14 protein-coding genes and 1 riboswitch are annotated in these 14,355 nt (G+C 68.2%); of the genes, 6 read left to right on the forward strand and 8 right to left on the reverse strand.

Annotation, left to right across the window (positions count from 1 at the left end):
• Nucleotides 1-207: 207 nt before the first annotated feature.
• A complete protein-coding gene (locus ON33_RS43965; protein ID WP_281033204.1) occupies nt 208-339 on the forward strand; it encodes a hypothetical protein in 132 nt (43 codons plus the stop codon).
• 130 nt (nt 340-469) lie between these two features.
• Complete coding sequence (locus tag ON33_RS11110; protein ID WP_051151908.1) at nt 470-1,159, forward strand: TetR/AcrR family transcriptional regulator; 690 nt, start codon at nt 470-472, stop codon at nt 1,157-1,159.
• Here the strand turns inward: ON33_RS11110 and ON33_RS11115 are convergent.
• A complete protein-coding gene (locus tag ON33_RS11115) occupies nt 1,151-2,344 on the reverse strand; it encodes an esterase/lipase family protein (protein WP_040857978.1) in 1,194 nt (397 codons plus the stop codon). The two genes, ON33_RS11110 and ON33_RS11115, sit on opposite strands and share 9 nt — an antisense overlap.
• 343 nt (nt 2,345-2,687) lie before the next feature.
• Between ON33_RS11115 and ON33_RS11120 the strand changes: the two genes are divergently transcribed.
• Nucleotides 2,688-3,671, forward strand: coding sequence for an FAS1-like dehydratase domain-containing protein (locus ON33_RS11120; RefSeq protein ID WP_040857980.1), 984 nt, complete (start codon nt 2,688-2,690; stop codon nt 3,669-3,671).
• 23 nt (nt 3,672-3,694) lie between these two features.
• Here the strand turns inward: ON33_RS11120 and ON33_RS11125 are convergent, their stop codons facing one another.
• The 5 genes from ON33_RS11125 to ON33_RS11145 all read right to left on the reverse strand — a co-directional run bounded on the left by ON33_RS11125 (nt 3,695) and on the right by ON33_RS11145 (nt 10,257).
• Complete coding sequence (locus ON33_RS11125) at nt 3,695-4,927, reverse strand: PucR family transcriptional regulator (protein ID WP_040858198.1); 1,233 nt, start codon at nt 4,925-4,927, stop codon at nt 3,695-3,697.
• 182 nt (nt 4,928-5,109) lie between these two features.
• Nucleotides 5,110-6,381 carry an isocitrate lyase/PEP mutase family protein gene (locus ON33_RS11130; protein ID WP_085996721.1) on the reverse strand — a complete coding sequence of 424 codons (1,272 nt, stop codon included), beginning with the start codon at nt 6,379-6,381 and terminating at the stop codon, nt 5,110-5,112.
• 192 nt (nt 6,382-6,573) lie between these two features.
• Complete coding sequence (locus tag ON33_RS11135) at nt 6,574-7,800, reverse strand: cytochrome P450 family protein (protein WP_040857981.1); 1,227 nt, start codon at nt 7,798-7,800, stop codon at nt 6,574-6,576.
• 10 nt (nt 7,801-7,810) lie between these two features.
• Nucleotides 7,811-9,040: a cytochrome P450 gene (locus tag ON33_RS11140; protein WP_051151890.1), complete on the reverse strand. Its 1,230-nt coding sequence runs from the start codon at nt 9,038-9,040 to the stop codon at nt 7,811-7,813.
• A 143-nt stretch (nt 9,041-9,183) separates the two neighbouring features.
• Complete coding sequence (locus ON33_RS11145; RefSeq protein ID WP_051151891.1) at nt 9,184-10,257, reverse strand: polyprenyl synthetase family protein; 1,074 nt, start codon at nt 10,255-10,257, stop codon at nt 9,184-9,186.
• 300 nt (nt 10,258-10,557) lie between these two features.
• Between ON33_RS11145 and ON33_RS11150 the strand changes: the two genes are divergently transcribed.
• Nucleotides 10,558-11,181 carry a carbonic anhydrase gene (locus ON33_RS11150; protein ID WP_040857983.1) on the forward strand — a complete coding sequence of 208 codons (624 nt, stop codon included), beginning with the start codon at nt 10,558-10,560 and terminating at the stop codon, nt 11,179-11,181.
• A 258-nt stretch (nt 11,182-11,439) separates the two neighbouring features.
• Here ON33_RS11150 and ON33_RS11155 read toward each other — a convergent pair whose 3' ends face one another.
• The gene (locus tag ON33_RS11155) at nt 11,440-11,625 is read right to left on the reverse strand and encodes a hypothetical protein (RefSeq protein WP_040857984.1); all 186 of its coding nucleotides are present in this window, start codon (nt 11,623-11,625) and stop codon (nt 11,440-11,442) included.
• A gap of 252 nt (nt 11,626-11,877) precedes the next feature.
• Nucleotides 11,878-12,046, reverse strand: a riboswitch (M-box (ykoK) riboswitch).
• A 270-nt stretch (nt 12,047-12,316) separates the two neighbouring features.
• On the opposite strand from ON33_RS11155, the gene ON33_RS11160 reads away from it, so the two are divergent.
• Together ON33_RS11160 and crcB are read left to right on the forward strand one after the other, a co-directional pair.
• Nucleotides 12,317-12,835 carry a fluoride efflux transporter FluC gene (locus ON33_RS11160; protein ID WP_245550476.1) on the forward strand — a complete coding sequence of 173 codons (519 nt, stop codon included), beginning with the start codon at nt 12,317-12,319 and terminating at the stop codon, nt 12,833-12,835.
• Nucleotides 12,832-13,191, forward strand: coding sequence for a fluoride efflux transporter CrcB (gene crcB / locus ON33_RS11165; protein ID WP_040857986.1), 360 nt, complete (start codon nt 12,832-12,834; stop codon nt 13,189-13,191). Before ON33_RS11160 ends, crcB begins: the two co-directional genes overlap by 4 nt.
• A gap of 108 nt (nt 13,192-13,299) precedes the next feature.
• Here crcB and ON33_RS11170 read toward each other — a convergent pair whose 3' ends face one another.
• Nucleotides 13,300-14,106, reverse strand: coding sequence for an alpha/beta fold hydrolase (locus ON33_RS11170; RefSeq protein WP_157184478.1), 807 nt, complete (start codon nt 14,104-14,106; stop codon nt 13,300-13,302).
• Between the last annotated feature and the right edge of the window lie 249 nt (nt 14,107-14,355).

Consider the following 14,355-nt stretch of genomic DNA (forward strand, 5'->3'; position numbering starts at 1 on the left):
ATCAACCAACCTCGCGCCGCGCCCCCGCAGCTATAACACCACCTCGCCGCAGCGCCGGCGAAGGCATGCCACCTCCGCCGGCCCCTCACCGCGACACTTCCGCTACCGAAGTTCGACGCAGGCGTCGGCGGCGTCGCCGTCTTACTCACCGGACGAAGATGGCGAACCCGCCGGGGCCGCTGGGCGAGAGGACTCAGCTTCGGCGACATGAGCAATGGAGCATTCGAGGCGATCCGTGCACTCGAGTATCGGTATCTGCGCACGCTGGATCTGAAACTGTGGGACGAGTTCGGGGAGACGTTAGGACGTCGTCGCCGCGTACGGCTCATCCTCGGGTGATATGCCCGCGGAGTTCAAGGGGCGTGAGCAGATCGTGGAGTACATGCGTGGCGCACTCGGGGGCAACATCATCACTGTCCCCTCCGCTAAACTGAGAATCGCTCATTTTCTCTGCAGTGAGGAGGCAGCGTTGCCGCCGAAGGCTGTTCGCGAGCGCCGCCGCCCCACGCAGGAGCGTTCGAAGGCGACCCGGGAACACATTCTCGACACCGCCGCGCAGTTGTTCGGCGAACGCGGGATCCCGAACACCTCGACCAACCGGATCGCCACGGCGGCCGGGGTGAGCATCGGGACCCTGTACCGGTACTTCTCGGATCGGGCCGTGATCGTCGACGAGCTCCTCAGCCGCCTCATCGAGAAAATCGAACGCCGTTTCACCCAATGGGTTTCGGAGCTGTCGCGGCCACCGGCCGGCAGTCCGCCGCGGTCGAGCCTGCGGCTGATCACCGAGATGCTGGAGCTGTTCACCGCGGAACTCGTGGCCAATGCCAAACTGGTGCGCGCGCTGGTGGCGGGCGTGCAGTTCTACAGCAGCGGGCTGCCCGAGTTCGAGCCGCGGTTGCGCCTGCTGGTCAAGGTGCTGCTGATCCAGATCCTCGGCCCCGGCGACGATCGCCGATACGATGCGATGAGCTTCGTGCTGATCAATACCGGCTTCGCGAGCGTGCTGCGAGCATCGGCGTTCGAGGTCGGCGATCGCGAGCGCGAGGAGGCGATCGCCCTGACCGCGCAGATGATCACCGCATGGCTCGAGGCCGAGGCCCGAACCGCCACCGGCACAACGGATCATGAGACCGCCGGGATCCTCCCGCTACAGTGACCCGCCGCCGCCCAGCAGCCACGGATTGAACGTGCACTGCAGATCCGGGTGTTTCGCCGGGTCCAGGGCACGCAGCGCGATGGACAGCGCCCGCGGCGAGTACATCATCGTCAGGTGATCGGAGACGTCCTGCTCGCACCCGTCCTGGAGCGTGATGTTGGTGACCTGGGCGCCCGGCCCGGCCTTCAGGAACGTCAGGTCGTAGGGATTGGTGACCTCGTCGTAGCGGGTGCCGACCACCGTGTAGTCGATGCCGGGCACGGTGTCCCCGTTCGCGTTCAGTTTGTTGACGAAATCCGACCCGATGGTCTGCTGGATTCCGGCGTGACCCACGAACATCTCGACGAACCCGAGAATATCGATGCCGAAGTTGTTGACCGCCCGGCCGAGCGCGCCGATGCCGTCGAGCGAGGTGCCGTGGTGGGTGGCACCGAAGGTCACCATATTGTGGACCTTGGCGGCGCCGCCCTCGAACTTGGTGTACCAGTTGGCCATCGCACCGCCCTGTGAATGCGCGACGATGTCCACCTGCGGTGCGCCGGTGGCGGCGAGTACGCGATCCACGAAGGCGGACAGCTGTTTCGCCGAATCCTGGATATAGCCGGTGCCCATGGTGCCGGGCAGCACCGACCCGAGGCCGCCGCCCTCGATCAGATTCGACCGGCCGTAGTTGAGGGTGAAGGTGCAGAATCCGGCGTCCTTGATGGGCTGCCCCATGAAGGCGAAACCGTTGAACGCGTTCATCCAGGTGCCGTGCACCAGGATCACCGGGCGCGGATGCTCCACGGTCGGCTTGCAGTTCCAGTCGTTGGCGCCCGGTGGGGTGGCGTCCGGGTGCGCGATGCCGTAGCCGAACGCCGCCAGCCACGAGGTCATGGACGGTCCGTAACCCTGTGTGTCGGTGGCGTATCCGCCCGAGGAGCCCGAACTGGAACCGGACCCGCCGTAGCAGTTACCCGATCCATTGCCCGAGCCGGCGCCGCTGCCGGAGGTGCACGCGGATCCGGAGTCGGCGATCGGACCGGCCTGTTTCAGGCCCGCGGCGATGTAATCGGCCAATTGCCGATCGGTGAGCGCCGGGTCGGGTGCGGCGTCGGCGCCCGCCCCGGCGAATCCGACCGCCAGCAGCGAGACGCCCATCATGATGGATGCCCGCACTACCCCGCGGTGGGTACTTCGTCTCATTTCGTGCCCTCCTGCTGCCGTGCATGAATCGGTTTCCGGGCGCCGGCAGTCGATGGCCGGCGACGAAACCGCGCTCACGGTAGGCCGCTGCGAAAGACGCACAGAAGGCAATTGGTCGAAATATGGACCCGCTCACCAATATTCGGCAGGCGTTTCGGGACGCCGTCACAAATACGGCCGCTCCCAGTGTCCTTCACAAAGCAGGGCGCCCCGATTCCGTGAAATATCCAAGAATCGGCGCCGAATGGCCCCGAACGCCCGCGGAAAAAGGATCGTCGGAGATTCCGGCGGACCTGGTATCCGGGCCGTGCCGGTCAGGGAACGCATCCGGAGAGGAGAGGCCATGGGTGGCAGGACCTTCGGCACGGGAGCCGAGCACGCGCGGGCCATGGTCGGGTACCGGTATCGGTGCGCGCGACCCTTCGTGGTGGAGCACCGGCGGATCCGGGAATTCGCCCGTGCCGTCCAGGCATTCCACCCCGCCTACTGGCAGGAGTCGGCGGCCGCGCACCTGGGATTCGACCAGATCCTCGCACCGCCCACTTTCGCGGCGTCGATCTGGCGGCAGGCCCGCCGCGAGGCGCTGGAGCAGCTGATCACCGGATACCACTCGGACCGGATCGTGCACGTCGACCAGACGCTCGATATCGGCCGTCCCTTGCTCGCGGGGGACGTGATCACCTGCGATGTGTATATCGAATCGTTCCGGCAGTTCAAGACTTTCGACGTCATCACCGTCACCGGCGTACTCCTCGACCGGCACGGGAATCCGGTGCAGACGGATTCGACCGCGCTGCTGGCTCGCGTCGACGGCACCGAACACCACCGCGCCGGCGACTCCGTGACACTCACCGGCCCATCGGAGTCCGTGCCAGCGATTCCCGCCTCGCTGCGCGGCAGCACCCGCCCGGCGTGCACCCGCATCGACTTCGACCGGCTCGCCGTCGATACCGAGCTCCCGCGCGCAGGCGCCACGGTGACCGCCGCCGATCTGGCGAATTACGCACGCCTGGCGGGTGATTCGCCTGCGGACACCTTCCTCGGACACCAGCTGATCCTCGGATTGGCCGCCGGGTATCTCACCTCGTGGACCCGCGACCCGGCCGCGGTGACGAAATACCGGGCCGAGTTCGCCAATCAGGTGCACTATCTGGCGGTCTCGGAGACCGAAGCCGCCGAGATCGAATTCGGCGGCCGTGTCATCGCGGTGGATCACCGCCACCGCACCGCCACCGTCGCGATCGAGGCGAAATCACGGGGCCGCAGACTTTTCGGATACTCCAGCGCGGAAGTCGCTTTCGCACCAGTTGTTCCGGCGCGCTGGTGATATTGCCGGGCAATTCGCCGTTCTCAGCGTTCCTTGCCGCGGCCGGTGAACGTCCGCGCTATGAGCGCCGAACGCAGTTGCCACAGCCCGGAATTCACCGTCGGATCGAATCCGGTGAGCTGGTGGATACGCTTGAGCCGATAATCGACGGTATTCGTATGAATATGCATCACCCGCGCGGTGCGCTGCCGGCTGAGATTATTGCTGATGTGACAGCGCAGGGTCTGCAAGAGCTCGGGGTGCGCGTCGAGCGGATTCAGCAGTGCGCCCAGGGATTCCCGGCCCGGGCCCGGACGGGTCAGCTGGTACTCCAGGGCCATGTCGGCGAACCGGTACAGCCCGGACAGACATTCCAGGCGCTGCACCATGTCGAGCAGTTCGTGGGCGCGATCCACGGCGGCGGACACCTCGTCCACGGGCGAGACGACCAGGGCCGCCGTGACCGGTACATGCGCGGCGGCCGAGAGTCGTGCCACGAGTTCGTCGAGGGCCTCGCCGGCGAGGGCGCCCGCCGGGATGAGGACGGTCCCCCCGTCGACGCTGAGCAGGGCGAGAGCGCGCTCACCACAGCGGATGGCGAGTTCGGCCTGCAACCGCCGCAGCTTCCGGCGCGCGACGACCTTCCCGTCCAGCATCGGATGGCGCTCGTCCGGGTGCTCCGGAATGTCCAGTGCCAGCACGGAATACTCGGCGGCGATCTCGATGCCGCACTCGCGGGCCATGGTCGAGGTCGGGTGGCCCCCGATCAGCGCCGAGGTGAGCGTGTGGACCGCGGTGTGATGCTCGCTCACCACCGCCTTGAATTCGCGCACGTAGGCGCGGGAGACGGTGGCGTTGATCGTATCCAGCATGGTCACCACCAGTTTCGCGCCATCCAGCAGACTGCCGAAGTCGTTTTCGGTCGCCCTCGAGAGCACCAGATCCATGCCGATCCGGAAGCCCTCGTGAATGGAGTGCAGGACGGTGTCGATGGGCACGCCCTCGCGGGCCCAGCCGGCCGCGGCCTCCGCGAGCCGACCGGCCTTCTCGGGAACGTCCTTGCCGTCCAGCATCGCGACGGCCAGTTCCAGGCACACCCGGGTCACGGCGGTCACGTCACCGGAGATGATGTCCCCGGGCAGCGTGCCGCAGGGAATCACGTTGTCGACGAAATGTCCCACCAGTCGGCGGGATACGCTGCGGACGTCCTGCAATGGGGTGGACATCGGCTGTCCGGAGACGATCAGGCCGCCTCGCAGCGCTCCAGCAGTAGTCATCGTCGACTCCTTCCGATCCACGCACGTCATCGGCGTGATCGAACTCTAAAGCGACGAAGTGCTCACCTTCTACTCTCTTTCCGCACGCGCCCGCATGATCGCCGAGAGGGCCTCTGACCTGCGGCGTCGCGGAACTCGAGCCCATCGCCGCCGCTATCTCTGCAACTCGGAGACACACCTGCTCATCTTTCGGGGGCGGGAATCAGACCCCCGATGTCCCCGTAGGACGTCGCCGGTTCGACGCGACCGCCGTTGCGGACCGTGTGTGCCGCGGTCAGTGCCGCGTCCAGGGCCGCGCGGTAGAGAAGGGAACCGGTGCTGACGCGTTGGACGCCCAGCCGCGCCAGGTCGGCGAGCGGGCGCTGCGCAAGGACATTGAGCGGCACGGGAATCGCCGTGACGAGCGCCGCGATGTCGTCGTCGCGGGTGACACCGGGCACGAAGATGCCGTCGGCGCCGGCATCCACGTAGCGGTGGGCGCGGTCGAGGGTGGTGTCGTGTTCGCGGTCCAGCCAGTAGGTGTCGACGCGGGCATTGACGAACAATCCGGGCGCACCGTCCTTGAGCGCACGAACCAGATCGGCGTGCGCGCCGGGATCGCCGGCGGCGTCTTCCACGTTCACTCCCGCCACACCCATTTCCCACAGGCGCGCGGCCAGCTCGCGCGGATCCGCGCCGAATCCCGATTCGATGTCGACGGTCACCGGGACCGGGAGCCGGACGAGTGCGGCTGCCAGCGTGAGAGTCTCGTTCAGGGTCGATCCGGCCGCGTCCGGAAGTCCGTGCGCCGCAGCCACTCCGAGACTGGTGGTCCCGATCGCCGGATGACCGTCCGCGACCAGCGCCGCCGCGGTCGCGAAGTCCCACACATTGGGCAGCAGCAACGGCGTGTCCTGATAGTGGAGCTGATGGAACCGTCCGGCCGCCGCGGCCAGTGCGAGCGCGTGCGCCCGCCCCGGGCAGGCGTGGCGACCAGCGCCGAACGGTCGCCCGGTCAGGTCCACCTCCACGATCTCCCCCGCCGCACCGATCCGGCGAGTCGCCGGCACCGGCGGATTGTCACCGGCGATCAGCGCCGAAGTGGCGGCGCAGGCCTGCACCAGAATCCCGATCCGATTGGCCGTCAGCTCATCGGCAGTTCCCCCGAACGCGGCCACCAGCCGATCGACCGCCGCATCCGCTGCCGCGCTGACCTCCCGATGCGGCTGATAGCACTCCGCGACCAACTCCACATCGCCAACCTCGACCCGAACACCGAGCGCCGCAGCCAATTCCGCCACATGATGCCCACGGCGACTCCGCAACGCAGCCGCGTCCACCCTCGCCAGCTCCCGCTCGACGATCGCGCGCCGCCGCCGATGCGCCTCCCCCGCGCTGAACCGCGCCACCTGCGCACGCAACCACGCCACACCACGATCGCCGGGCGACACCGGCGGAACCGGAAGATCCAACATGATCTTCACGCTAGAACCGCAAAGCTTCGGCGGGCACCGAAGTGTCGCCGGCGCCGAGGCCGCGTGGGAGCCTATCGGCGGCTCGCCGCGGGCACGGCTGCGCGGCCGCGCCGTCATCGTCCCCTGATCCGTCCGATCACCCTGCGCGGGCTCCTGTTTCGAATCGGCCGGAGCCCGCGTCGCATTCGCGTTCTACTCGGCGGTCAGATAGACCGGCAGCGCAGCGTGCCCGTTGGAGATGAAGCTGGGCAGGGCGTGCAGTTCCTCGACCGGCACGGCCAGTCGCAGGTCGGGGAACCGGTGGAACAGTTGCGGGAGCGCGGTATTCGCTTCCAGGCGGGCCAGTGGCGCGCCGAGGCAGTGGTGGGCGCCGTGCCCGAAAGCCATATGGCTCTTGTTCTCCCGGGTGAGGTTGAACTCGGTAGCGGTCTCGCCGTGCACCTTCACGTCCCGGCCGGGAGCGGCGTAACAGACGATGATGGGGTCGCCCGCGGCGATGTGGACGCCCTCGTAGTCGATGTCCTCGACGGCGAAACGCAGCGGGGCGTGCACGACCGCGGTGTCGAAACGTAGTGACTCCTCGACCAGTTCGGGCCAGGCCACCTCTCCGGCGCGCAGCGCCTTCAGCTGATCGGGGTGCCCGAGGGCGGCGGTGATGGCTTGGTCGAGCAGGTTGATGGTGGTCTCGTGACCCGCGCTGATGACCAGCAGCAGGGTGTCGACCAGTTCCTGCTCGGTCAGCGCCGACCCGTCCTCGTCGTCGCGCGCCGCGATGAGCGCGCTCGTGAGGTCGTCACCGGGCTCGGCGCGCTTGCGGGCGACGAGTTCACCGAGCAGCCGGTACAGCTCGAAGTAGTTGGCCGCCGCCTCCTCCGCGCCGCGAGTGGTGTCGAACAGGCTGTCGGCGCAGGCCCGCAGACCGGGCAGCATCACGTCGGGGACACCCATCAGCTCGGAGATGACACGGATGGGCAGCTGGTAGCAGAACGCCTCGCGCAGATCGACGATCTCGCCGGCGGGCAAGGCGGCCAGCGTGTCGAGCAGTTCGGCGGTGATGGCCTCGATCTGTGGTTGCAGGGCGGCGCTGCGGCGCGCGGTGAAGGCGGGCGCGACGAGTTTGCGCAGGCGCCGGTGGTCGGCACCGTAGGCGGTGAACATGTTGGTGACCGCCACCCACGCGAACAGCGGCCAGTCGGGCTGTATCTCGCCATTGCTGAACGCGGGCCAGTGCTGACGCGCGTCCTTGGAGACGCGGGAGTCGGTGAGCAGCAGTTCGAGCAGGGTGGTGTCGGTGACCGACCAGGCGCGGACCCCGCCGGGTAGCTCCACCAGGGTCGCGGGTCCACGCTCGCGTAGCCGGAGAATCTCGCCCTGGGTGTCGACGCCGGTGGTGTCGAGGGTGAGGGGTTCGGTGGTCATGGTGTTCTCCTCAGTTCACATGCATGGGCAGGGTCGGCGGGAAAACGACGGGCAGCGCGCTCAGCGCGCGATGAAAAGGCCCTGGCCGCCAGACCAATTCGGCATCGGGCACGGCGAGCCGCAGATCCGGCAGGGCGTCGAGCAGCTGATCGATCGCGTCCTGGGCGATCAGGTAGGCGGGCGACCGGGCCGGGCAGGCATGCGGGCCGACACTCCACGCGAGATGCGCGCGGTTGTCGGTGAATTCGCGCGCGCCGACCGCGGGATCGTTGTTGCCGGCGGCCATACTGACCACGACCGGCTGATGCGCGGGCAACCAGACGCCGTCGACCAGAATCGGGTGCCGCGGATAGCTGATGCAGTAGTTGGCGCCGGGCGGGTCGTTGAACAGCACCTCGTCGAGGGCGCCGCGCGTGGAGAGACTGCCGCCCAGCAGACTTCCCGCGAATCGGGCGTCGGTCATCATGAGCCGCAGCGTGTTCACGATGAGGTTCTGCTCGGGTTCGATGCCCGCGCCGTAGAGGGTGACGATCTGGTGGATCATCTCCTCGTCGGTGAGCTCCGCCGGGTGCCCGACCAGCCGCGACACGATGTCGTCGCCGGGCTGCGCCCGCTTGAGCACCACCAGCTCGAGCACAGCGGAGCTCATCATCCGGTTCCCGGCCTCCGCGTCGACGCCCTCCCAGATCGCCGCCTGACCCGCCGCGATGCGCTGACCGATCTGCGGCGGGCACCCCAGCATCGCGTTGATCACATGGAAAGCCAGCGGAAACGCGTACTGCGACACCAGATCCGCGCTACCCTCCGCGCAGAACGCGTTGATCAGCGGCACCGCGACCCGCTCCACGGTGGCGTGCAGCCCGTGCGGATCCACCGCCTCGAGCGCGGCCACATTGGCGGTCCGGTACCGGCGATGATCGGATCCGCTGCTGCGCAACGCATTGGGACGCCATTCCAGCATCGGCATGACCGGACTGTCCGGCGGCGCCGTGCGCTGCCAGATACGCGGATCGGCGGGAAAATTGTCCGGGTCATTGAGGATTCGCAGGGCGGTCCGGTACCCGATCACCAGCGTGGCCGGCACTCCCGGCGCCAGCTCCACCGGGGCCAGCGATCCGTATCGCGCCCGTAGCTCGCGATAGATCCGATGCGGGTCGGCCGCGAATTCGGGCGAGTAGAGCGGCACGCGCGGTCCCACACCGGCGGCCTGTGCACCATCGGCAGAGCCGCCATGCGTCATAACCAGTCAATTCTCTTGTGCTCCAGCCGATCCCGGGACCGGCCTTCGCCACCGTAACAGAACGACCGGTGTACGCGACAACAACGAGAGAGAACGTCGAGACGACACGTCACAAAGGTTGTGAAACCGCCGTTACCCGCGCATCACCCGATGATCATGTCGGCGGCGTTGCGCAGTCCCGCCACGGCGAATTCGGGGATCCTGTCGTCGTCGAGCGCGATCCCGATCTGAATGCGACGCTGCCCGATCATCCGTTCCACTTCGCAACGGGCCGTGGCCGACAGGATGTCGCGGCAGAGTTCGGCGCCGGTCTCGTCCAGGCGCGCATTGCCGACGAGCCCGGCGAGATGGTCACGGCGTTCGGGGGTCGCAAGGCGCAGGGCCAGGGCGAGCAGCACCGTGTGCCGGCCCTCGCGCAGATCCTGCAGGCCGGCGCCGCCGATCGGCTCGACGTCGTGGAAGACATTGCGCAATTCGTCCTGCAGCCGCGCGGCCTCGCCCAGCGGGAGCGCGTAGGCGGTCAGCGCGCTCAGCACGTCCTGATCCGCTCCCGCCAGCGCCGCGCCGACGTGCAGCGGCCGCTCCACCAGGCACGCCACGGTCCGGTAACGCAGGATCTCCAGCGCCTGATCCAGATCCGGGGTCGGGCGGCCGCTGGTGACCAGTTCCAGATAGCGGCCGTAGTTCACCTCGGTGCGCAGGATGTCGAGCACCGCCGAGACGGCCGCGCTCTGCGCCGGGGACAGGCCCGCCCCGTGCAGCAGCTCCTGCGCCCAGCCCAGGCCGCAGTCGCCGAGCACGATGGCGCTGCGCGCACCGAATCGTTCGGCCGCGTGTCCGGACCGGACCCGGCGGCTGCGGTCGGCGGCGATGCGGTGCACGGTGGGCCGCCCGTCGCGGGTGTCACGATCGTCGAGGAGGTCGTCGTGGATGAGGGTGGCGGTGTGCAGGAGTTCCACGGCGGCCGCGGTCCTGACGACCGCGTCCGGCAGTTCGACCCCGCCGCCCGCGTACCAGCCGAGGACGCAGAACAGGGACCGGATCCGGTTCCCACCGGCGAACAGGAACGAGCGGACCGCGCCGACCACGTCCGCGGGCAGCCGGTGGGCGGCCGCCGATTCGGCCTTGCGGTCGAGGAATTCGTGCAGGGCGGCGTCGATTCGCACACGAATCGAGCCATGGTCGAGGGGTGAATCGGTCACGGCCGACGCCGTCATCACAGTCTCCAATCCCATGCGCCGAAAACGTCGAACAAGTCCACCGCGTCCGGACCAGCCGAACGGGACTGAAACCAAAGAGAGTGTAATGGGTATCACGGATGGGGGTAAACCTTGTCCGCGCCACGCCCGCCGACACGCCGCTGCCGGATCGCGGCGAATCCCTTTGTTACACAAACCAATAGACGTGACGGTCGCGGCCGCGCCGCCCGATCGCCCGGGATGTCGGACCAAACGTCCGGAACACCGACTGGCGGGGTCGCGCGGCACGCTCGATCACCGATGTGCAGAATCGGACATATGCCTCACTCAAATCCGATCAGCGCCTGGAAATCTCTTCGCGAAGGCAACGAGCGTTTCATGCGGGGCACTCAGGTCCACCCCAGCCAGGGCGCCGGTCACCGCGCCGAGCTGGTCGGCGGCCAGCACCCCACCGCCATTCTGTTCGGCTGCGGTGATTCCCGCGTCGCCGCCGAGATCATCTTCGATCAGGGCCTGGGCGACATGTTCGTGGTCCGCACGGCCGGGCACGTCATCGACAGCTCGGTGCTGGGTTCCATCGAATACGGCGTGCAGGTCCTCAATGTGCCGCTGATCGTGGTGCTCGGCCACGACAGCTGCGGCGCCGTCAAGGCCACCCTCGACGCGCTCGACGGCGGCGCGGTCCCCGGCGGCTTCATCCGCAGCCTCGTCGAACGCGTCACCCCGTCTATCCTGCTCGGCCGCCGGGAAGGTCTGAGCACCGTCGACGAGCTCGAGGCCCGACACGTGGCCGAGACCGCCCGCGTGCTGATGGAGCGCTCCCAGATCATCTCGAACGCCGTCGAGGCCGGCCGCTGCGCCATCGCGGGCGTCACCTACCAGCTCGAGGACGGCCGCGCCCACCTCAACCAGGTCATCGGCAATATCGGCGAGCAGGTCTGACGCCCCGCGCCGGTAACGGCAACTTCCGGCGCCCCAAACCTTCTCGGCGCTACCGGCGCGTGCGATCCGCTCGCCGCGCCGGTAGCGCTACGGGGACGGCCGCGGCCAGGATGCCCCGGAGAGCGCCTCGATCACCCAGAACAGCGCGGGACCTGCGGAACCTTGATGGCCGGCCCGGGCCGAATCGGGAAGTGTCACACGGTTTGTCACACCGACACCGTGCCGACCGGCCGCTGGGAACCGCGGTGAAGGCACGGCCTACGCGTGGTAGGGGTGACCGCCCAGCGAGGCGGTGTAGACCGCGACCCGGGAGCGGGCAATACGCAGGTTGGCGCGCTCGGATTCGGTGAGGTGGCGGCGGGCGCGAACCCGGCGCGCGGAATCGCCGAGCACGGACAGCACGGTCAGTGGGGTGCGGGTACGCGGGAATGCGATGACGGCCATGAGAGAACTCCTTCGGAGGATCGGCCCGCCACGCAATTCCGAATGCTTCAGGTAGCGGTCAGCATGCGTCGGGAAGCGTTCAGTGCGCGGCAAGCCGGGAACGACAATGGTTTTCGAACCGGACTGGGATACGGACTATCGCCGGAACTCATTCGTCCCTCACCTCCTTGCCACCAGGACGCACACGCGTCGACCACAGACGGATGTCGCACCGGATGGAGGGGAGAAGCAATGCCACGACGAAGGGCATTGCCGGCACCCCTCTCGTCAGAGCTTCGGCACTGCACGACGTATCCCTCGGGGGAAGCCACTTCGGATCACCCCTTAATCCGGGGAGATCTGTCCTAACCCTGGGCGTCTCTCGACGTCGTCGGATCAGTGGCCTGTGTTCGAACAGGAGCCTCGCCTAGCGAGGTGCTGACGGCCCTATATTGAACCCGGGACCGCGACCGAGTCAAATCGGCTCCGCCGACGCCGTGCCGGACCGGTCCCGCACCGCAGAGAGGATGCCGCGCCGGACGAGGCGTGATCTCGCCCACATAGCCGGTGGAAACCGTCATGTGCTCGCTACTCTGTCTCGATGCGGCGGTGGGGCTCGCCGCTCCGGACTCACGGAACAACCGCGGCCACCGGCCGCCAACAGTCCCTACCCCACCATGACACTTCGTGTGCGCTGGAGTAGGAGACGTGTGTGAGTAGTGAGCTGGACTCCACCGGGAACCTCGAGACCGTCGAGCCGATCGACCCCGATATCGATCTGCACCAACCCGGGCAACAACAGGAACTGTTGCGGTCGCACGGTGCGATCCTGACCGTGATCTCACTCGGCGGCGCGGCCGGCGCGCTCGCCCGGTACGGACTCGCATCGCTGTGGCCTACCCCGGCGGCCGGATTCCCCTGGGCGACCTTCGTCACCAATGTGATCGGCTGCTTCCTCATCGGCGTGCTGATGGTGATCGTCACCGAGATCGTGACCGCCCACCCGCTGGTGCGCCCGTTCCTCGGGGTCGGCATCCTCGGCGGCTTCACCACCTTCTCGACCTACGCCAACGAGACCCGCGGCCTGCTCGAACCGAGTTCGGTCGCAACCGCATTCACCTACATGGCCGCCACCCTGGTGTGCGCGCTGCTGGCGACCCTGGCCGCGGTCCGCCTCACCCGCGCCGCCTGCGCCCATCAGATCGCCCGACGCCGGGAGGCCACCGCATGACCGCGCTCCTCGTCATTCTCGGCGCCATGGCCGGCGCCCCCGCCCGCTACCTCGCCGACCGCGCCATCCAGACCCGCCACGACAGCGTATTCCCCTGGGGCACACTGACGGTCAACCTCACCGGCTGCCTCATCCTGGGCTCCCTCAGCGGCGCCGCGGTCTCCTCCCCCACGTACGCGCTCATCGGCACCGGATTCTGTGGTGCGCTCACCACGTACAGCACCTTCGGCTATGAGACCATCCGCCTCGCCGAACAGCGCGCGTATCTCTATGCGGCACTCAATGTCTCGGTCAGCATCATCGCCGGACTCGGCGCAGCGCTGCTCGGCTACACCACCGCCCACGCGCTGGGGTAGGCCGCAGCACAACAAGATCGGCATCGGGCGCACAGATCTGAAACACCACAGCGCCTGACTCAGCGGCCTCCGTCCAGGTCCCGGCCTTGCGGCGGCCCCTACCGTCAGTCAGGACTGGTCGGTTTCGAGTGAGGCCAGGATGTCCGCCGCACGGTCGACGAACAGCAGATGACCCGCGCCGGGGACGAGATGCAGGCGCGCATTCGGGAGGGCAGCGGCAAGGCGCACGGCGTCATCGGCGGGGACGTTGCCGTCGGCCTCGCCGTGCCAGATCTGGACCGGCATGGTCACGTCGGCGAGACGGAAACCCCAGTCGCGGGTGAAGACCCGGCGGATATCGCCGGCGAAGCCGCGGCTGCCCTGTTCGAAGCTGCGGCGCAGATTGACTTCCAGTTTCTCCGCCAGCTCAGGGTCGCCTTCAACGCGTTCGCGATCCACGTCCGCCATCTGCGCGACCAAACCCGCGATGCCCTTCCGACGGCGGATCACCAGCGACATCTCCATCGCCATCGGATGCACCAGGAAGGGCACTCGCCGCAGGACATTCAGCCCGCGCCGGCGGCGGCGCGCGACCGGATCGAGGTCCGCGACATCGGCCTGTTCGCTGAGCGGCGCGGGCGCGGAAATGAGCGCCACACCCGTGACGCGGTCGGGCAACCCGGCCGCGAGAGCCAGCGCGTACGGCCCGCCGCCGCTCACCCCGATGACCCCGAATCGCTCCAGCCCCAGCCGATCCGCCAGCGCGGCCGCCGTCCCCACCCAGTCCGCGACCCGCTCCCCGGCGGGCAGCGACGATTCGGCCATGCCGGGGCGGTCGATCGCGACGACGCGCACTCCCGCCTCCGCCCCGGCCACGTCGAAAGCCTCACCCTCCACATGTGTTCCGGGTACGCCGTGGCAATACAGCACCGGCATTCCGTCTCCGGCACCGTACTCGGCGTAACTCACCCGGCAGTGTGACAGAGCAATCGTTCGCGACGCGGCGGCACTCACGCGGAGCAGCCTAGGCGAAACCCGGCCCCAACAGGTCGAGCAACCGCGTTCCACACCGGCCGGGTCGCGGCGTCACCGCGGTTCGTCGCCCAGGGACTCCGGACCGACCCGTCCGCGCCGGACCTTCCACCGCGAGCGATCTCCCCGCTACGAATTCACCACGTCTGACCA

Source organism: Nocardia niigatensis NBRC 100131, from assembly GCF_000308655.1.
Classification (GTDB): Bacteria; Actinomycetota; Actinomycetes; order Mycobacteriales; family Mycobacteriaceae; genus Nocardia; species Nocardia niigatensis.